The sequence below is a fragment of the Nitrospira sp. genome (assembly GCA_029194675.1).
Taxonomy (GTDB): Bacteria; Nitrospirota; Nitrospiria; order Nitrospirales; family Nitrospiraceae; genus Nitrospira_D.
This window is the reverse complement of record JARFXP010000003.1, coordinates 449,166-468,553: the sequence shown is the minus strand read 5'-3', so window position 1 is coordinate 468,553 and position 19,388 is coordinate 449,166. Positions and strand designations below refer to the sequence as shown.

The 19,388-nt window shown below is 59.3% G+C and carries 14 protein-coding genes and 1 pseudogene; 9 read left to right on the top strand and 6 right to left on the bottom strand.

Annotated elements, in window-relative coordinates; genetic code table 11:
* Positions 1–58: 58 nt before the first annotated feature.
* The 3 genes and pseudogenes from P0120_17135 to P0120_17125 all read left to right on the top strand — a co-directional run bounded on the left by P0120_17135 (position 59) and on the right by P0120_17125 (position 5,986).
* Positions 59–334: pseudogene (locus P0120_17135) on the top strand (ATP-binding protein).
* Positions 335–550: 216 nt separating this feature from the next.
* Positions 551–4,957, top strand: a complete 4,407-nt coding sequence (locus P0120_17130) for an NB-ARC domain-containing protein (GenBank protein ID MDF0676034.1) — start codon at positions 551–553, stop codon at positions 4,955–4,957.
* Between the two features lie 465 nt (positions 4,958–5,422).
* The gene (locus tag P0120_17125; protein MDF0676033.1) at positions 5,423–5,986 is read left to right on the top strand and encodes a transposase; all 564 of its coding nucleotides are present in this window, start codon (positions 5,423–5,425) and stop codon (positions 5,984–5,986) included.
* A gap of 767 nt (positions 5,987–6,753) precedes the next feature.
* Here P0120_17125 and P0120_17120 read toward each other — a convergent pair.
* Entirely contained in the window at positions 6,754–9,576 is a 2,823-nt protein-coding gene (locus P0120_17120; protein MDF0676032.1) for an AMP-binding protein, read from the bottom strand.
* Positions 9,577–9,625: 49 nt separating this feature from the next.
* On the opposite strand from P0120_17120, the gene P0120_17115 reads away from it, so the two are divergent.
* The gene (locus P0120_17115; GenBank protein ID MDF0676031.1) at positions 9,626–9,913 is read left to right on the top strand and encodes a hypothetical protein; all 288 of its coding nucleotides are present in this window, start codon (positions 9,626–9,628) and stop codon (positions 9,911–9,913) included.
* 1,350 nt (positions 9,914–11,263) lie between these two features.
* On the opposite strand, the gene P0120_17110 is transcribed toward P0120_17115, so the two are convergent.
* The 5 genes from P0120_17110 to P0120_17090 all read right to left on the bottom strand — a co-directional run bounded on the left by P0120_17110 (position 11,264) and on the right by P0120_17090 (position 16,041).
* Positions 11,264–11,506, bottom strand: coding sequence for a hypothetical protein (locus tag P0120_17110; GenBank protein MDF0676030.1), 243 nt, complete (start codon positions 11,504–11,506; stop codon positions 11,264–11,266).
* Positions 11,507–11,658: 152 nt separating this feature from the next.
* Positions 11,659–12,351 (bottom strand): response regulator transcription factor, encoded by a 693-nt coding sequence (locus tag P0120_17105; protein MDF0676029.1) that lies wholly within the window; start codon positions 12,349–12,351, stop codon positions 11,659–11,661.
* Between the two features lie 42 nt (positions 12,352–12,393).
* A complete protein-coding gene (locus P0120_17100) occupies positions 12,394–12,696 on the bottom strand; it encodes a hypothetical protein (protein MDF0676028.1) in 303 nt (100 codons plus the stop codon).
* Positions 12,697–12,847: 151 nt separating this feature from the next.
* A complete protein-coding gene (locus tag P0120_17095; GenBank protein MDF0676027.1) occupies positions 12,848–13,495 on the bottom strand; it encodes a response regulator transcription factor in 648 nt (215 codons plus the stop codon).
* Between the two features lie 5 nt (positions 13,496–13,500).
* On the bottom strand, positions 13,501–16,041 hold the full coding sequence (locus tag P0120_17090; protein MDF0676026.1) for a PAS domain S-box protein: 2,541 nt from the start codon (positions 16,039–16,041) through the stop codon (positions 13,501–13,503).
* A 715-nt stretch (positions 16,042–16,756) separates the two neighbouring features.
* Here P0120_17090 and P0120_17085 point away from each other — a divergent pair.
* The 5 genes from P0120_17085 to P0120_17065 are packed head-to-tail and all read left to right on the top strand — an operon-like array spanning position 16,757 to position 19,375.
* On the top strand, positions 16,757–17,227 hold the full coding sequence (locus P0120_17085; GenBank protein MDF0676025.1) for an Hsp20/alpha crystallin family protein: 471 nt from the start codon (positions 16,757–16,759) through the stop codon (positions 17,225–17,227).
* Between the two features lie 40 nt (positions 17,228–17,267).
* The gene (locus P0120_17080; protein ID MDF0676024.1) at positions 17,268–17,420 is read left to right on the top strand and encodes a hypothetical protein; all 153 of its coding nucleotides are present in this window, start codon (positions 17,268–17,270) and stop codon (positions 17,418–17,420) included.
* Between the two features lie 33 nt (positions 17,421–17,453).
* Entirely contained in the window at positions 17,454–18,122 is a 669-nt protein-coding gene (locus P0120_17075; GenBank protein MDF0676023.1) for a phosphoribosyltransferase, read from the top strand.
* Positions 18,123–18,146: 24 nt separating this feature from the next.
* A complete protein-coding gene (locus P0120_17070; GenBank protein ID MDF0676022.1) occupies positions 18,147–19,004 on the top strand; it encodes a universal stress protein in 858 nt (285 codons plus the stop codon).
* 11 nt (positions 19,005–19,015) lie between these two features.
* A complete protein-coding gene (locus P0120_17065) occupies positions 19,016–19,375 on the top strand; it encodes a cytochrome c (GenBank protein MDF0676021.1) in 360 nt (119 codons plus the stop codon).
* Positions 19,376–19,388: the final 13 nt, after the last annotated feature.

Genomic DNA, 19,388 nt, shown 5'->3' with positions numbered 1-19,388 from the left:
GCTGACCCCAAACATGTGACCCCAAACATGCATGCAGTTGCTGACACCATTTTGTGATGTGTTCTTCCGGCTCTTGGTCCGCCGCGACGAGCGCGGGAGCTTGATCGTCACAAGCAACGAGAGCTTCGCGGACTGGGGCGAGGTCTTCCACGATCAGGTCCTGGCCACGGCGATCCTGGATCGTCTCCTGCATCATGCGACGACGCTCAACATCAAAGGCGAGAGTTATCGACTGCGGGAAAAGAAGAAGGCTGGTCTCTTCGGCCGCCGAACTCGGGGAGGGCACCACGGATGTGGCGATCTAACCCAACAGACTGTACAATCTCATCGGTGAAAAGTGGACATCTCACATCGGTGTTTTGTGGACAACCAACCTCGGTCTTGACAGAGCTCGGCGGGGCGCATGATAGGGTTGAGTTTCTTATCCTTGGACGCGCGCAGGTCCAAAGGGCCGAGCACGGAACGGTGTGGGGCAGGACCACCCCGTCACGATAGCTGCGAGTCCTCGTAGCTCGTGCGAGAATCGCCACACATGGGAGCTGCAGACGAGATGACGGTGTCTTCGGCGAGCGAGGGCTCGATCGGGAGTCGTGTGTTTCTCTCATATGCACGGAAGGAGAATAGCGAATTCGTCGCGCGTCTGCACAACACGTTGACTGCGGCGGGGGTCCACGCTTGGTTGGACCTCATCGATATGCCGAACCGCAGTCTCACTTTTCTCCAAGAAATTCGCGACGAGATCGAGAGTTGCGATCGTGTGCTGGCGATCGTGGGACCCGCGGCCCTGGCCTCGAGGTATGTGCAGAGCGAGTGGCAGCACGGGTTCCTGTTCGGCAAAGGCATCGTCCCGATCCTGAGGCAGGGATCGTGGAGCGACTTGCCGAAGGACCTGCAGACGCTGCACGGGATCGACTTCAGCGACGACGCCCGATATGACGACCGGATCAGCGAGCTGCTGCGAATTCTCGCTGTCCCGGTGAAGGAACCGGGACCGTTCCGCCGCGCGGTGCCGGCGCTTCCGCCGCACTACGTACTGCCCGAGTCCGAGCTCTCGGCGCTTCGCGCTCGCCTACTCGAAGATGTCTGCGAGCCCACGGTAGTCCGAGCCGAACGGCAGATCGTGTGTGTCACGGGGATGCCGGGCATAGGGAAGTCTTCGCTCGCGGCTGCCGCAGCTCGCATGACCGACGTTCGACGCGCGTTCCAGAACGGTGTCGTCTGGTTGTCCGTGGGCCGGCCAGCGGACACTTCGCCGGCGAGCCTGAATGACAAACTGAATGAGCTCAAGCGATCCCTGATCGTCGCCGTGGCCAAGGCCTTCGACCAACCAACGGATTTCGGCGACCTCGATCGCGGGGAGGCTGCTCTCGCCAGGATTCTGGCGCCATTGAGGACCTTGCTCGTTCTCGATGACGTGTGGAACCGCGAGATTATCGAGCTCTTTCGTAACGCGCTCGGACACCGCTGTCGATTGCTCATCACGACGCGTCAGCAATATCTTGCGACTGATTTCGGAACCGGCGATATCCAGCCACAGCTGCTGTCGCCGGATGAGGCGCAGCGGCTGCTCGCTCGCTGGGCGGGCGTGGACAGCGAGGCTTTGCCGACGGAGGCACGCGCTCTCGCCGGCGCGTGTGGCGGGCTGCCGCTCGCGACCGCCTTGGTAGGAGCCATCAATGCAGGTGGCCGCAATCGCTGGAGCCAGACGCTGCAAGCTTTACAGTCTGCTGATCTCGCGGCGTTGCAGCGAAGATTGCCCGGATATCCCTATCCGAACCTGTTGCAGGCTCTGCACGCGAGCGTGGAGTTTCTTCGCAGCGACGTCGACGTCGAGCCGCTCAAGGACAAGATCACGGATCTCTACGCGAGCCTCGCGGTCTTCCCGGAAGACGATGCGATTCCAGAGTCGGCCATCGTCGTCCTCTGGTTGGCGGCTGGCGTCCCGGAACCGAGCTGCGTGCAGGTGATCGACATGCTGGTCGAGCGCTGGCTCCTCACGAAGCGTGCGCCAGGCCACTTCGCGCTGCACGACGTGCAACACGACTACGTGCGCGCGCTGGCCGGAGATCTTCGAGTCCTGCACAGCAAGCTCGTGGACGCCTACCGCGCCCGGGCTCCTCGGGGCTGGACCGGCGGCTCTCTCGATAACTACTGTCGAGCGCGGCTCGCGCACCATCTAGTGCGCGCCGGCAGACCGGCCGAGTTGCACCAGCTCCTCCTCGAGACGCGCGCCGATTCCCGCAATGGCTGGTTCGAAGAGAAGCTCGGAGCCGGCGACCTGACGGGCTATGTGGAGGATCTGGAGCTCGCGGCCGTCAGCGCCAGGGAGCAGGCGCGTAGCGCGAATCCCACGGAAGGTGTCGGCCTCGAGGTTCGATACGCGGTCATCCAGTCGACGCTGGCAAGCCTGGCGGCGAACCTGCCGCCTCCGATGTTCGTGGCGCTGGTCAAGAACAAGCTATGGACGCCGGGGCGCGCCAAAGGCTATGCGCTCAAGATTCAGAGAATCGACGTTCGCGTCGCAACGATCATGGATCTCCTGCCGCTCACCGAGCCAGCGACGAGGACCGGCTGGCTGATGGAGATCATTGAGCAGATTGAGCGAGCCGACGCGGACGAGCGCTTGCCCTGGCTCCTTGCTGTGACCAAGACCGCCGGCGCGCTCGCTCACGAGGGCAAGGAGCTGCTGCTGACACGCATCGCCGCCTGGCCATCGCCGCCGCCCGTGGAGCAGTGGTGGAATCGCCCCTCTGAGCCAGCGTCTCTCATCGAGCGGCTCGCCCCACACCTCGACGAGGCTCAAGCAGTTCGTCTAGCGCGGGTCCTCCTCGCGCGGCAGGATGCAGTTCATCCTGGGAGCTTCGTCAGGGCCGCCATCGCGCTCATGAGCTGCGTGCCTGAAGCGGAGAGGGTCGCTCTGTGGGACAAGTTTCGCGAGGTGGCGTCCTCCATCGCGTACTCTCCTTCGCCGGATGATCTCGACGAGGTCACGGCCGCCAACCAGCGAGTACCGGAGCTCATTCCGTGGCTCATTGACTGCGCCTTGGCCTGCCCTGCGGGACCGAAACGGCTTTCCGCGCTGACCGCCGTGTTACCCCTCCTCGACGAGGAGCGCCGGAGTGCGGCGATCGACGAGCTCCGCGCTCATCTCCCCGAATGGTCACGCGCGTCTCCCGAAAGGGAACCAATAACTGCCATCACGATGATCGCCCGCTTCGTGGCATCGGAAGAGAGGGCTGCGCTGATCGACATCGCGCGACGCTCGCACTTGTCAGAGCTCTCCAAAGCACGCCTCGTCATCCGGCTCTCCGCGGGCCTACCGCTCATGAAGCAGCTGATCGACGATGCCGAGGCTGGTACGCTTCCTGACGAGGACGTCGCCTTCCTCGCGGGACGCTGCGAGGGTCAGGACACCGAGTCGCTGCAACGCATTGTCGTGCGAGCCCGAAAGTTGTCGAGTTCCGAGGACAAGATAGCGGCGATGGCGGGCGTGGCGCGCTGGTTGCCAGCGGAAGCGCGCAATGGCGTGCTCGACGAGGCGCTGGCCTGCATACAGGCGCTCGATGCTGCCAAAGACCCCAGCGCGATAGCCCGCGCACTGGCGGAGCTGTCTCCGGCGCTCGATCGAGAGCACCTGTTGCGGGCGCTGCAGCTCGGCACCCGCCTCGCGGACGAAGAATTCCTCCTCGGTGGGCTCGGAAACCTCGAGCCCCTTGCGGAACTGCCGCTTCGTACGAGGATACTACGGTTAGCGCTCGGAGTCGCCGCCAAGCTCGACGACTGGCAAAAGGCGCAGCTGCTCGAGCAGCTGCCGGCGGAGCTGCCCGCCGAGCTCGAGTCCTTGATCATCGACCTCTGCGACCGCATCGTCACACCCACATACAAGATCGCGGGCTTGGTCGCGCTCGCAAGCCGTGTCTCCCAGCCGGCGCGCGACGCGGCGCTTCGCCACGCGCTTGAACTGGCCGAAGACAAGAGTCCGTCCCGCAGCCCGTCTGACGAGGCGATCGTCTGGGCGCAGATCGGCTCGGCGCACGATGAGGCTGAGCGGTCGACGTTCGTACAACGCGCTCGTCGGGGGTTCGACAAGTGCGAGGACAATTATGCGCTCGCGCGCGTGATACCGTACCTCGTTCCCGTCATCACCGACACCGACAAGCCGGCATTTCTATCGAGCCTCGTCGAGCGCGGGCTCCAGATCGCCTGGAAGGGTGCGGAAGAGATCCTCAAACAGCTGGCACCCCACCTGCCGCGAGCATTGGTGCGACGAGCGCTGCGTCTCGAGGACTCGAGCTCAAGTAATGAGCTCACGTACTACCATGACGGGAAGCGATTCGGCGACGCCTTCGTGCCGCTGGTACGTCAACTGGCGCTCGTCGATGGCCCGGACGCTGCGTGGAGAGTTGCCGCCGGCTCCGGGGAGGCGAATGCCATGTGTGCCGTCATCCCCAAGCTGTCCAAGGAGCTGCTGCCGGCGGCGTTTGATGCCGCCCGAGCCATCGCAAAACAGAACGAGTACCTGGCAGGGCAGACGCTGGCAGAGGTGTACGCTCGCTGGGCGGCGCTCGTCGATGCCGACGCGGCACTCGCTTGGAGCAAGGCGCTCCAGAAGGCGTCTTACAGAGTGCTCGCCATCGCGGGAGTGGTGCCGCACCTTCGCGACGTCCGCCGCCAGCGCGACGAAGTCTGCCGAGTTGCCGTCGAAGCCGCCGAGCTACCGTATTCCGAGTGGCGGACACCGGCACTGCACAAGCTCGTGCCGTCGCTCGCTGTAATACCGCGAGATGAGCTGCTTCCAACGTGGGAGGCCATGCTGAAGATCTTGGTGCGGCGCATCCGGCGCCAATTCATGCACGATCTATATGTTCTCGGCCCCGTGATCGTCCAGCTCGGCGACGGAGACGCGCTCGAAGCGACCGTGTCCGCCGTCGAGAATGCTGCGCGCTGGTGGCCGTAGCCCACGCGCACCGAACGTCCGCCGCTCTGAGACTAGGCCCGACAGTGGCGTTATCGGATCAAGTAGGGGGTCGGATTTTGTATTGTGCATCATGCCTTGAACTATCTTTGGTCCGCTTTGGATAGATTGCCAGTCAGATCGTTCGGTGTTGGGGTCGCTACGAGTGGCTGCTGATGACCTTCGGTATAGTTTGTTGCATCGAGCGTAATACCTAGGGTCTACCATGGGAATTTGTAGGTGACAGGGCAGCCTCATTCGGGTATACGCGCTCCTGACGGAGGTGTGGCTCGTGGGGTCCGTGGCCTGTGTCGTCAGGCACACTCTGCCTGAAATGCCGCCTCCGTCACCTGCATCATCCGAGGGGTCGACCGGGATGGTGCCATCTTCTGACCAGAAGACGTGGCTCTGACTGTAGACGAGACTGAGGGATGATGCCTCAACGATCTACTACAGGAGGAGGGACACGTGGTCGTCACACTAACTGTTGAACTGCGAGTCGGTATCGATGTGGGGGCACGGCAACACCATGTTGCAATTGGGCTCTCGAGCGGAGCCGTTCTGGAAGAGTTTGCGATCACGCATCAACCAGAAGGCTTTGCCCACTTCTTCGCCCGTATCGAGACCCATCACCAACACTACCCAGGGCCGGTCGCCGTCGCGATGGAGGGCTACAATGGGTATGCTCGCCCCCTGGATCGGCTGATCCAGGCGCGCGGGTATCGGCTCGACAATATCAACAACCTCAAGTTGGCCCGGTTCAAAGAGATTTTTCCGGGAGCCGCCAAAACCGATCGGCTGGATGCGCGCAAGGGGCTCGAGCTCTTTCAGCTACGAGAGCATCTCCCGCTCGCCAAAGCCGTGTTGCAGGAAGTCGGCACCATCCCGGTGGCGAATGAGCGCTTGAAGCGGCTGACGCGGCGGCGCCGGCGCCTGTTCAACGAGCGAGTCCGGGTGGTGAATACGCTCCACGCCGATCTCCAGGCATGCGAAATTCTGGGGTCAGGCATGCGTATTGACTTATTTGGATAAATGTAAGTATCCGATTCGATCATGCCTGTCCCAATCAGAGCTTTCCTTTTATCATTCATGCTTCTCCACGCCACCACACCCCGATCATCCCCATGCGCCATTGGATATAGGATGAAGAGCTTCTGCTCATGCCTTGCTATTCCTTTACACCTTCCCCTTACGCGTCCATGGCATTTGCTGGCGAGACGTTGCTGCTACTTTGAGCTGATCCTCATTTCAACTTCTTGCATGGTTAGGATGGCAAAGGTCATACCCATCCCGGGAGGGAGCACGACCCATCTCGGGTTATGCCGACGGTCATGTCTGCGCGCTGATTGATAGCCATCTCTGTGGAATCAAACATGTTCCCATTCACCTCGTCTTCGACAAGCCACTGAAAGAAAGCCGGTTTGAAGCGATATGCGACGAGACGCGTTGATACAGTGCAGAACATTTAAGTTTGGGATGATAATAGGTGTTTCACATTGAGACAGCGCGCATTCTGAAGACACCGGATCGAGTGTGGCGAAAGCGGGCAGCCGGATGGACAGACTTGAGGCAGAAAGGGACAACACACGCGCAAAATGGTGTCAGACCAGACTATTGACTTATTGAACCATCACCACCCCGGTAGAGCCTTAAGCTGATCCTGTTTTCTACATCGGTACGTCCGTGATCCGTTCTCCAAGCTCCCGCACTCACCTGGTGGGCGGGACGAAGCGTTCCGGCTGCTCAGCGACCTTCGAAACCCACTGCTATGGCGCCAAGAGGAATAACTGAAGCGGTTCTCATTGGATATCCGGCTCGCCACAGTGTCGCAAAATATGAGCGCGGGCGGCATCGCGTAGTACCACCGCTGCTGCAAAGGCGTCCAGGGCGTCCGCAACAGGCAGCAAGGGAGCACCGAACGTGATTTTGATCGCGCCGCGCCGTGGCCACCATTGGCCCTCACGCAGAATGGAACGGGTACCGCAGATCGCTACCGGCACAACCGGGATGCCCGTGTTGGCTGCCACAACAAAGGCCCCCATCCGAAATGGCATCAATCCGGGCGAACGGGTAAACGTGCCCTCAGGGAAGAAAACCAACGCACGTCCGGCGCGAAGCGCGACCTCCAGCCTCCGAGCATCCTGCACACCCTCGTGGGCTGCGAAGCGTTCAACGAACTCCGTGCCCAAGCGCTGGAGATAGAGGCGCGGAATGAATTGCTCAAGCAATTCGCGCTTGGCGACGAAGCCAAGCGGTTCTGGCAGCGCTGCCATCAGGACCATACCGTCGAGGTAGCTCGTGTGATTAACCACCAGCACACAAGGCGTACCGGGCGGCACATGCTCCAGTCCGCTCATCGTGAATGGGGTTCCGGTCAGCCACATTAATAGCCGCGCACCGACCCGGCCGACTGCCCAAGCCCATGAAGGGCGCGGGATGCAGATGGTAATCAGCCAAACAACTGGCGCCACGAGGCAGAATACCAACCAGGCCCAGGCCGCGACCCCCCCATCCGCTGCCCTTGTCGCCCAACGTTGCAACTGGGGAATCAATGCACCCGCGGTGAGACTGGCTACCTGCCACCACCCGGCACGCCTGTGCTCGCCGGCCAATCCCGACTCGAACAGTGCTCGCGTGGCGGCGCGGCGCAACTTCCCGCTGGAGGTCTTGAGTATGGTACGGGGCGGTGCAAGCACAACTTGGTCAGCAGGCTCGCCCAGGATCTCAACGACTGCGGTGTTGATCGCCTCACGCAGGTGATGTCGTTCACGCTGACCACGCTCGCGGGTTTCGGCGAGGACCACCAGCCGCTCAGTGCCAGAGGCTGGGTCGGGGCTGCCGAAGACGACAACGCAGCCCTTTCTCACCCCCGGTATCTCGCCAACCGCCTCCTCCACTTCGTGGGGGTAGATGTTGCGTCCGCCCCGAATGACGATGTCCTTGACCCGCCCCGTAAGAAACACTTCGCCGGCTGCGATGTAGCCACGGTCACCGCTGTCAAGCCATCCTCTATGGAACAGCTGTGACGTGGCCTGGGGATTGTTGAAATAGCCGCGTGTGGCCGATGCCCCCCTGAACTCCAGTCGGCCCTCTTGCCGCTCACCCAGCTCATTACCAGAGGCATCCACGATCCGCAATTCGTGGCCGGGCAACGGCCGCCCACAGGAGGCAAAAGACAGCGAAGAGGCATTGTCGGGAGCAGCGGGCACAGCGCTGCCGGTACGCGTGAAGGATTCTCGCTGCACACGATCGACGAGCGGGCCGCGGCCGGATGGCGGAAATGCAAGTCCGACGGAACATTCGGCCAGCCCGTATACCGGCGTGAGCGCCTCGGAGTGGAAGCCGTACTGAGCGAAACGCCTTCCAAAACGCGTCAGTGTCTCCGGCAAGACCGTTTCCGCACCGTTGAATGCCAGTCTCCACGAACTGAGATCAAGTCCGACCAGCTCCTCGTCGCCGATCTTCTTGACACACAGTTCATAGGCAAAGTTAGGTGCCGCCGAGAGTGTCCCGCGGTAAGCATGGACTGCCTGCAGCCAGCGGACGGGCCTGGCGAGGAAGGTAAGAGGCGACATGACTACCAGTGGAATGCCGAAGTAGAGAGTACCCAGCCAAGCGCCGATCAGTCCCATATCGTGGTAGAGAGGCAGCCAGCTTACGAAAACATCATCGGGGCGGAGGCCGATCGCCTGCCCCATGGCACGGATGTTAGCAAGCAAATTGGCATGGGTGAGCACCACGCCCTTGGGATCGCCCGTGCTGCCGGAGGTGTACTGAATAAAGGCCACATCCTGCGCCGCCACCGGCACCCGGTTCAGGGGCTCTCGTGACTGCAGCAGTTCCTGCACGCTCACCACCTTACTCAGTGAAGGCACATGAACCCGCAGCAGCCATGCCACGGCTCGCGCTTCCGGAATCGTAACCAGCAGGACGGCTTGCGCGTTGCACAAGATGCCGACATGGCGGCGGACGTGTTCTTCCACTTGGGCCAAATGCGCAGGTGGATAAATGGGCACAGGAATGCCGCCGGCAAGCAGGATGCCCAAATAGACAGAGAAATACTCCGGACAGGTCGGCAACATGATGGCCACTGATTGTCCAGCCTCAAGCCCACGTTGTTGCAGACCTGCGGCTACCCGGTCAGATGCCTCCGTCAGATCGCGACAGGTGATGGGCTGTTCGCCACTTTCGCTGATATGGATGACCTGGATGCGGTCTGGCTGTCGACACACATGCCAGTCGATCACTTCGAGCAAGGTGGTGGCAGCGAGAGCTTCGCCTTGCGCAGATTCCAACGTTGGCACAGACTGGATCGGCGCACGACGTGCCCATCCGCTGGTTCCCCTGTGCAGGGCTTCGAGCAAGTCGCGGGGAGTTTCGGCGCGAACCAGGGTGTCCTCCGGCAGATCAACGCCGAACGTACGATGGATACGCAACATCAGTTCCACCCGCGCTAAACTATCGAGACCGAGATCGCGATCCAGTGAGCTGTCCAGAGTGATGGGCCGGGCCGGGCCGGTTTGCCGGTGAAGTTCGGTGAACAGTGTGCGAACAATGTCGAGAAGCTCCGACGCAGATTCGCGATCCGACCCTGTTTCAATTTGCCCGTGTGATGTCTTCAAGACCTCTCTCCCGATGAATGGAATCTGCGGCGCTTCAGGTTGGGGGCATATGTCCGGTGTAAAGATCGAGAAGGTGTTTCGTGAAACGTTTCTCGATCGCGGGATGCTTCAGCTTGAAAGTGGGCGTGACAAGGTCGTTGACGATGGTCCATGGCACGCCAAGCCCAGGCGTTCAGCACCAAGAGCGCGGCCAGATAAGGCTCGGCCTCGCCGACCACCATCGCTGGTCGATAAGCGGGGCCAGAATGAACGCTACCTCCAAAGCCCCGGGCCTGACTTTCTCCTCGGTGGACAGGACAACGATCTCCTTGAGACGCCCGACGGCGTGACAGCATGACACCTTCCGGACCAAGCGATTGTACCGTCAGATCGAAACAGACCCATTCCGTGCTGTTCTTGAACAGCACGGCGACGCGGTCTTCTGAAGCAAGACTTTCTCTGGCAAGCGCCAACTGCCAGCGCACGACACCCTCTTCGACCTCCCTCCAGGAATATCCGCGTCGCACATGAGGCTCATTCTGCCGGCAGGCCTCGCGCTCCTACGAGCGATGGCACCTACATCCCAACCCTGCTGGACGTTGTTACGCGTTGCATTCGAGACCGAGGATTTCCCGCTCGGCGTAGAGTTCATAGGCGCGATCGGTAATTCGGGCTTGTAGATCATTACGAGAAGAAGCCGGTTGGCTATGGACCGGTTCCTTCTGGGGCGCAGCCGGCTCCCGACTTTGAATGGATTCAGGGCTCTTTCATCTTTTGGGTTCTTTTGCGGCCTGTGGCTGCATGATCCCATCTCTCCTTTCGTTTTCTATTTATTGTATAGGGAGGGGTTGCGCGCGGTTGCACTCGACAACGCGTAGAGGCCGGGACCTTTCATCGTCAGTCGGACTTGTCCTTCTCGCGTCATGCGGTCCAACTCACAAAACACCTGGTTCCACGTCAGATCGTGGCATTCGACCACCACTTCTTCGAGCTGGCTACCAGGGGGAACGAATGATGACCTCCATGTGTCCTCCTCCTTCTGGTTTCATAGGCCCTCCGTCCCGCTTGGAACGGAGAAGCTCCTCGGGCATCTTGGATGCCACTCAGGGTCGCCAATGAAAATGACAGCTCCAAGCATCATTGAACATGATGCCTTTGTGAACGTGTGCCCCCCTAGTCAGCTGCCGAGACGCAGGGACTTTCCTCTATGGGCGGGGCACTTCGCGGTAATGCTGTAGGAAATCCTGCGGCTGGATCCCGCACAAACCAACACATGCTCTAGGTATCGTTTATGTCGACTGCATCCTCTTGGAAGGAGGCACCACACAAGCAGGGCAAGTACCCTGCGTTCACCCTGTGCCCTCACTTCAAACCTAGGTAGGGATCGTCGAAGATGGCCCTACACTCGAGACATCGAACCTTGCCGGTCCGCTTGCCACCCCTGGTCAGGACGTCATCAATGAGCCGTTGGTGTGTGCAGCAAACGTTCGAACTGGTGCGGTTGGACTTCCAACCGGTTTCTTGAATCATCTGGGTTTCCATAGACCCCTCCGCTTCTTCGAGCCGCAAAGTCGCCCGACACATCGTGAGGTTGTTTCATCGAGATATTCCAGCCACTATCTCGTGGGACTGTGAAATCAGTGAACCGTAGCACAATCCATGCTGTTGACGACCTAGGGGAATCCCGAGTGTCTTGTGGAAATATTTACTAAGGAGTTGGTGACGCAGGAACGGTCGCGCCTGTGACGGGGTGATAGGCCTGCACTCTATAAGTCCTGTCGTCATCCCGCGTGACACGAATCTGTCCGCTTCGACTCAAGTAATCGATCGCGAGGAACGCTTGGTTCCACGTGAGCTCCGGACAGAGGGTCACCAGCTCTTCCATGGAACAATCGATGCCGAGCTGCTCCAACGCACTGTGCACCCGAGCAATGGCCGCCCCGAGCTCCATAGGACACCTCCTTCGATGAAGTCCACCTCCCACACGGCGCATAGTATGTGAATGTATCGCAGAGGAATACTCGGCGACGCCTAGATGCGCAATGAACTATTACCGGCGTGAGCGTGCCTCACCAGGCTCCTCCCACAATTGTGAGACAGGTTCTAGACGGGGGGGGGGGAGCGGACATGATGCGCGTGGACTAGGAGCTTCTGTCGATTGGGCACGCCGACCTTGTCGAAAATGTTGGTCATATGATGCCGGACCGTGCTGTCGCTGATCGACAACTGGTAGGCGATGTCTTTGTTCGAGAGGCCCTCTCCCACCAATCGGATAATCTCTCGTTCCCGTTCGGTCAAGGCCTCGGGCCACGCCGGTGACTGTGGGTCGGCTTCAACCGTCTTCGTGAAGGAGCCCCCGAGGCTCCTCACCCCCGCGCCATTCCGTTCCTCGGCGGCCTGGGGCTTCGTGGGAACATACAGCGCCTCAAGCACCGCGAGCACGACTTCAGGCGGTTGAACCTTGAGAATGACACCGTCCACGCCGTAGGCAAACGCCTCGCGCGTGCGGTCCTGATCCTCGATCCCGCACAACAGCACGATCTTACTGGTCGGGGCGGCCTCCCGAATCTGCCTGATGGTGCCGATGGCGTCGGGATCGGTCTCCAGATCCAGGATGAACACGTCGGTTCGCGGCTCCGTGGGGAACCCGTCGGAGGTCTTCCCCTGATGCGGACGTACGACGACTGGGAAGGTCGTGCGGCTCTCGAAAAGTTTCTGCAGCCCCAAACACAGGAGCCACTGACTGCTCAGAATCGCGATCGTCCGGGTGGGCATCGTGGCGCTGGTGCCGATCATGAAATCTCCTTCGTCAAGCTGGATACCTAGGTGGGTGACGGGCTACTGTGATGGTGTCATTGGGCATCGATCACCCGGTTGCTGAAGCAATGTGGAGATAGGGTCTGGAACCGACGCCGAAGGAGAAGCTTCGACAGTGCTGGCGCGATGAGCCTGCACCCGATAGGTCCTGTCTCCATCCAGCGTGACACGAACCTGCCCGTTTCGGCTCAAGTAATCGATCGCGAGGAACGCTTGGTTCCACGTGAGCTCCGGACAGAGGGTCACCAGCTCTTCCATGGAACAATCGGAGTCGAGCTGCTCCAACGCACCGTGCACGCGCACAATGATGGCCGCGAATACCATGAACACCCACCTTGTTGATGAGGCCTGCGTTCCACGAGACGCATCATAGATGAAGGCATTGCGCAAGAGTACTAGGCAAACCCTAGGTGCTCGATGACACATTACCGGAATGAGAGTCCCGAACTATGCGTGTAACGAACGATGAGGCTGTTCAGAGACTCACCAGGCCCTCGCTCACGGCATACCTAGTGAGATCGGCAGTCGAATGGAGATTCAGCTCCTCCATAAGGCGGGCCCTATGGAATTCCACGGTTTTGACAGAGATGTGCAACAGTGAGGCGATCGACCTGGTGCCTTTCCCCTCCGCGATGAGTTGCAGCACTTCCCGTTGGCGCGGCGTGAGGGCGGTCGCTGGTCGTTTACAGACTGACCCCTGGGATGTATGGAGCGTCGCCTCCATCGTATCCTTGGTCACCAACGGCGTCATGTAGTGCCGACCTTGCCGAACCGCCTGAATGGCTTCCTTGAGCTCCGCCGCCGCGGATTCTTTGATCAAGTAGCCTGCGGCCCCGGCCTTAAAGGCCTGGGTCACGTAGGTGGGGGTGGCATGCACGGTCAAGAAAATCAGTTTGCTGTCCGGCACCAGTTTCGTGAGTTGTCTGGCTGCGTCCAGACCGTTGAGCAGCGGCATGGAAATGTCCAAGAGAATAATGTCCGGCCGCAGCCTTTGCGCCTCTTCGACCAAGGCTCGGCCGTCTTTGACGGTGCCGACCACATCTCCTTCATCTTCAACCAGTCTTTGGAGACCGGCCAGCACGAGTGAATGGTCATCCGCTATGAGGATGCGAGGACGAGTCACGGCGTCTACTCCTGAAAGGGAATCCAGGCGCAGACCTTGGTCCCGTCCGCCGGCCTGGAATGGATGTTGAGAAATCCGTTCATCAACCGAAGCCGCTCCTGCATGCTCGTCAGTCCTAGTCCCTTCTGGTGACTGCTCTTGTCACGAACAGCGAAGCCCGTCCCGTTGTCCGTCACCGAGAGGCCGATCCCCTTCGACGAGCCGCTCAGCTTGACGAGGACTTTCGTCGCATTGGCATGCTTGGCGACATTCTGAAGGCTCTCCTGGCACACTCGGAACAGGCACGTCGCGAGATCAAGCGGGAGCGAATCGGGCAGGTCTCCGACTTTCAGGGTGATGGACAGGCCGGTTCGTTTCATGGCCTGCTGAATATAATCTTCGAGCGCCACCCGGAGTCCCGCATGTTTCAACAAGGACGGGTGTAGGCGATGGGCCAACCGGCGCAGATCGTCGGAGAGCTGCGCCAGTTCTTTGCGCACCGGCTCCAAGGTCTTGCCGAGCGACTCCGGCGAGAGTGGGGGCTGCCGTTCGAGTGCGGCCACATCGAGCGTTAGGGCGACCAGCCGCTGGCCGAAATCATCGTGCAGGTCGCGCGCGATCCGCTGGCGCTCACTGTCCTGTGCCGTGAGCAATTTTTCTGTGAGCATTTGGAGTTCTTGTCGTTTCTCTTGGAGAACCAGCTGGTTCTGCTGCAAGGCCAGCTCGGTCCTTTTGCGATCGGTGATATCGGTGACAAATCCTCCGATCGCGTAGATTTGCCCTGATCCGTCTCGCACGGGAAACTTGACGACGATACTTGTATGGAGACCGTCGGCGTAGCATGCCGTCTCCTCAAATTCCATGGCTTCTCCTGCGTCGAGTACAGAGCGATCGTTACATTGAAACTGCTCGGCCTGATTGCGCGGGAAGAGCTCTGCATCTCTCTTGCCTAATGCCTCATCCTCCTCGAGTTGGAACGCCTCTTCGAATCGGCGATTCACATAAAGATACCGCCCATCACACCCCTTCACGAACGCAACATTCAACGCATTGTTGAGAAATATGCGAAACAGCTCCTCGCTCGCGCGCAAGGCCTCATCCGCCCGCTTGCGCTCAATCACAATGGCCGCCAGTTGTGTCGCCCGCTCAATCAGTTGCCGATCATGAGCGCCGGGATTGTGCGGCCGGCGATAATACATCGCGATCGTGCCGAGCAACCGGCCCTGGCTGGATAGAATCGGCGTCGAGTGACATGCCCCCAATCCGTGGGTCGCCGCCAAGTCCTTGAAGGCGGCCCAACGTGAATCGCCGGCAATATCGCTGACGAACACCGGCTTGCGCTCGAACGCCGCCGTGCCGCACGACCCTACCTTCGGCCCGATCGCGATGCCGTGGATGGCTGCGTTGTAGGCTTCGGCCAAACTCGGCGCAGCCCCGTGCAACAAACGTTGTCCCTCTTCATCGGCCAGCAACACCGAGCACAGCATGCCCTCGGTGGACTGCGCTTCGGTCTCGCGCGTCAACGTGTCGAGCACTTCAGGCAGCGCCGCTCCAATCGCAATCAGTTCGAGGACTCTCTTCTCCGCCGCCAGGAGTAGCTCGGCCTGCTTGCGCTCGGTGATCTCCGCCTGCAGCCGTTCGTTCGTCTCTTTCAGCTCAGCCGTCCTGGTCATGATGCGTTGCTCAAGCGTCTCGTTAAGCCGGTGAAGCGTTTCCTCGGCCTGTTTGCGTTCGGTGATGTCCGTTTCAGATCCCACCATGCGAACCACTCGTCCTTGTGCGTCCCAGACGGCAATTCCGCGGTCACTGATCCAGAAATAGGTTCCGTCCTTGCGCCTTGTACGGTATTCACAGTGAAACGTAGGAATCTCTTTCTTGAAATACGATTGCACCGTTGTCATCACCCGTGAGAAATCTTCCGGATGGATCCGAGACAACCATTCGGTCTCATCCACACCAATCTCCTCTTCGTGGTAGCTACGCAGCTGCTTCCACCTCGGGGATAAGAACACGGTATGCCCAGCAACGTCCCAGTCCCATATCCCATCGGTTGTCCCCGTTGCGGTAAGCTGCCACCGCTCTTCACTCTGATGCCATGCTTCTTCCGCCTGCTTCCGCTCAGTGATGTCGTTGCCGATCGTCAACAGGCACCGTTTCCCCTTGAGGGTGATCAGGTCCGTTGAAATAAGAAATCGGCGCAGTCCTCCATCTTTTGTCCGCATGGACACTTCGAGATTTCGGACTTTCCCTTCAGCCTTCAACCGATCGATGAGCCGAACCCACTCTTGAGGATCAGGCCAAATCCCCAGCATCAACGTCGTTTGCCCCACCACCTCGTCGCGTCGAAACCCAAAGATTTCCAAGCATGCAGCGTTGACTTCAAGACAACGCCCCGTTTCCAACTCGGTAATCCCGATTGGGTGCGGACTCAAACGGAAGGCCTTAGGAAACAGCTCTTCTTCGACCGACGGTATCGAGCTGGACCGCGAGGTTGTGTTGGCGCTTCGCGCGCGCCGGGGCGCCTTCCTCTTGGCTGATGATGTCTTCTTGATCGTTTTTTGTGGCATAAGCTGGCGCAATTCTAGGCCTCATGTGGCCGGCAAGCAAGAGCGCCGGGCCGCCGAATGGCTGGATCAGATCAGCTCAAGTACAGCTTGAAGGCATGATTAGGGGAAAGCCTAGTATCAGCAGATCCACGACAATGTTGTTGCCGAGTGCTCTACCTCTCGCGCAAGATTGAGGTCACGGGATGTGCGCTGGTGATCAAGCGGTCAGCTGTTGACTATTCATAAAAGACGGTTATCTAAAGAGTGAGCGGAGGCTTTGGTGAGAGGAACACTCAAACAAACCGAGGTCGAGCGTTGGGGCGGTGAGCAAGCCCGCCGGTACCGAACGGGAAGCCTAAAACCCCTCCAAGACCTCCACCTTTCACAAACAGCTCTCTGGACCTACCTCCGCTCTCGTTTTATTTCTCGTGTGATTTGATCTTCGCCGAACAAAGCAGCGATGGAGTCTTATGAAGACCTGTTGTTGAGATGGCGGCGAACGCTTGGAACAAGCTCACTCTCAGTGATGTCGAAAGAAGCAACAGGTGCTCAGGAGTACCTGACCCGTAATGCCACAGACCCGCTCTCCTTTCCTTGGAGGACGGACGGGCACCGATCATCTAACGTATCGGTTTTCAAGAGGACCCGGTAGGACCGTGCGATCTTGGCACCATCGATGCAGCGGCATCGGATTGACGGCAGGCTTCAGAAACTACACAAGAAGGAGGTACTGGTTATGAGCGGACTGACAAGATGGGAACCCACGACGCGATGGAATCCGTTCAAGGAAATCGAGGAGATGGAGAAACGACTCTCAAGCTTCTTCGGTCGGACACCGGTTTCTACCGGAGACAAGAAGGAAGCCATCACTGTCGCGGAATGGTCGCCGCTGGTGGATATCTCGGAAGACGAGAAGGAGTATGTCATCAAAGCGGAAGTGCCCGAAATAAGGAAGGAAGAGATCAAAATCAACGTCCATGACGATGTCCTTGCCATCAGCGGCGAACGGAAATACGAGAAGGAAGAAAAGGGCAAGAAGTATCACCGCGTGGAACGGGCGTACGGCAGCTTTCTGCGGAGCTTTGTCCTTCCCGAAGACGCCGATGGGTCCAAGGTCAATGCCGAATACAAGGATGGTCTGTTGAAAGTCCATCTTCCAAAGACGGAAAAGGCCAAGCCCAAAGCGATCGAAGTGAAGGTTGCCTGAACCCTCACCCCCAGCTTTCATTGGGAAAAGGAGGGGCATCATGTTTCGTCATCCTCGTTACCTGGAAGTTCCCTGGGAAGTCCATTGGAATCAGAATGAGGTACGGCCGCACCACCATCTGCTCCTCATGGCCATCCTGATCGTTCTGGCAATGTTCCTGATCGGTGTCGGCGTGACAAGCGGTCTGATGTAGACCCATGAGCTCCAATGAGCGGAAGAAAAACACGTGACGTTTAGGAATCGCGAAGAAGCAGGTCGACGGCTCGTCGAACGATTGATCCGGTATCGTGACGAACCGACAGCCATCATCTTAGCGCTTCCACGCGGTGGTGTGGCCATCGGGTACCAACTGAGCGTGGGACTACACCTTTCATTGGACGTCTTCATCGCTCGAAAGCTGGGAGCACCTGATAATCCCGAGTATGCATTAGGGGCGGTGGGAGAGACAGGGACTGTGTACCTGAATCCCGAGGCGATGGCCGCGTTTCACCTCTCACGATCTGACCTCCAGACGTCTATTCAGGTGCAGCAGCAGGAGATCGTTCGACGGCAAAACCTCTATCGACAAGGCCGGCGATTGCCCACGCTCGCCGACCGCGTCGTCATTCTCGTCGATGACGGCATCGCCACCGGTTCCACGTTCTTTGCGTCCGTTCAATCCATCAGACATCTCAAACCACGCCGCCTGATTGGAGCCATTCCAGTTGGTCCGGTAGATACCATCCGAGAGGCCCGCACGCAGGTGGATGAGTTAGTCGTCCTTGCCACGCCGGACCCGTTTTGGGCTGTGGGCAACCACTATATCGACTTCGCTCAGGTCAGCGATCACGATGTGATGGAGTATTTGAACCTGGCTGAGGAAGGGATGAGCGAGAGGTCGCAGTCCTCCGTATAGATCTTGGGCTGGAAAGGTCATGCCATGAGAGTCGTCATCGGCGTCGATTGGTCGGATCAGGCGTTCGCCGCCGTTACCCAGATGTGTCAACTCTATCATCCGACCGATGTCACGCTGGTCCATGCCGTCGATTTAGGGATTTTGACACATCCGTTCGTCGCTCAAGCGAGCAACGTGCAAGGGTACGACGATTTCCGCAATGCGATGGTCGATTCGGGACGTCAACTGCTGGATCGTGCTGCCGCCATGGTACCGGCCGAGGTGACGTCGATCAGGAAGGTGAACGAAATCGGCAGTCCTGCCCAACTCATCCTCGACAGCGCCGACAACCTCTCAGCCGACTTGATTGTCGTCGGCGTGCGCGGACGAAGTCGTCTTTCAGAGGTTGTACTTGGAAGCGTATCCCATCGTGTGCTCATGCACGGCTCTCGTCCGATTCTGATCGTCAGAGGAGCCGCTCGCAAGGTTCAGCGGGTACTTGTCGCCATTGAGGATCGAGACGACGCCGACCGAATCGCGAAATGGCTTACACAACATCCCTTTGCCGATCCCACGGAGCTCTGTGTGCTTCATGCACTCGTTCCGATCGGAGTCAACGATCCCTATGACGCGCTGGGAACCGGAACATGGTGGGAGGGCGCTGAACGCTATGCGGACGAACTCGTCAATTCGACCGCCGCCAAACTCTTAAACCCTCGCTATACGGTGAGCACGAAGGTCGCCACGGGTAATCCGGCATCGGTGATTGAACAGGAGGCGAAGGGTAGGGACTTGGTGGTCGTGACCTCCCATGGACGCAAGGGCCTTTCTCGTTTTCTCTTGGGGAGTGTGTCCCACGCCGTCGTGCATCATGTGACCTGTCCGGTCCTCGTCTTGAGATGAAAGGATTGTACATGAAAAAGGTACTGATCGCTGCGTTCATGCTCATATCCGCATTGACCTCGGTGGTCTTCGCTCAAGTGATCCGAGGGGATTCGAAAACCGGACAGATCGTGTATGAGCAACAATGTCTCCGTTGCCATGGGGCCAAACTGGATGGAAATGGCCCAGACAGCCAGGATCTCATTGTCCCGCCTGCCAATCTTCGATCTCAGCTCAGTCGCTCGAAAACCGATTGGGAGCTGCTCATCGCGATTTCGAATGGCGTCTTGTTCAGCCCCATGCACAGCTTTCGCGGCAAACTCACTGATCAACAAATGCTGGATGTGCTGTCGTATATCCGATCCGTGTCACCATCCGACATCACCAGCTAGTCATAGAGGCTGT

Excerpts from the sequence above, each read along its gene's own strand:
- P0120_17130 (MDF0676034.1), top strand. The coding sequence starts at position 551 with ATGACGGTGTCTTCGGCGAGCGAGGGCTCGATCGGGAGTCGTGTGTTT.
- P0120_17115 (MDF0676031.1), top strand. The coding sequence starts at position 9,626 with ATGTCCGGTGTAAAGATCGAGAAGGTGTTTCGTGAAACGTTTCTCGAT.
- P0120_17110 (MDF0676030.1), bottom strand. The coding sequence starts at position 11,506 with ATGGAGCTCGGGGCGGCCATTGCTCGGGTGCACAGTGCGTTGGAGCAG.
- P0120_17105 (MDF0676029.1), bottom strand. The coding sequence starts at position 12,351 with ATGATCGGCACCAGCGCCACGATGCCCACCCGGACGATCGCGATTCTG.
- P0120_17100 (MDF0676028.1), bottom strand. The coding sequence starts at position 12,696 with ATGGTATTCGCGGCCATCATTGTGCGCGTGCACGGTGCGTTGGAGCAG.
- P0120_17090 (MDF0676026.1), bottom strand. The coding sequence starts at position 16,041 with ATGCCACAAAAAACGATCAAGAAGACATCATCAGCCAAGAGGAAGGCG.
- P0120_17085 (MDF0676025.1), top strand. The coding sequence starts at position 16,757 with ATGAGCGGACTGACAAGATGGGAACCCACGACGCGATGGAATCCGTTC.
- P0120_17080 (MDF0676024.1), top strand. The coding sequence starts at position 17,268 with ATGTTTCGTCATCCTCGTTACCTGGAAGTTCCCTGGGAAGTCCATTGG.
- P0120_17070 (MDF0676022.1), top strand. The coding sequence starts at position 18,147 with ATGAGAGTCGTCATCGGCGTCGATTGGTCGGATCAGGCGTTCGCCGCC.
- P0120_17065 (MDF0676021.1), top strand. The coding sequence starts at position 19,016 with ATGAAAAAGGTACTGATCGCTGCGTTCATGCTCATATCCGCATTGACC.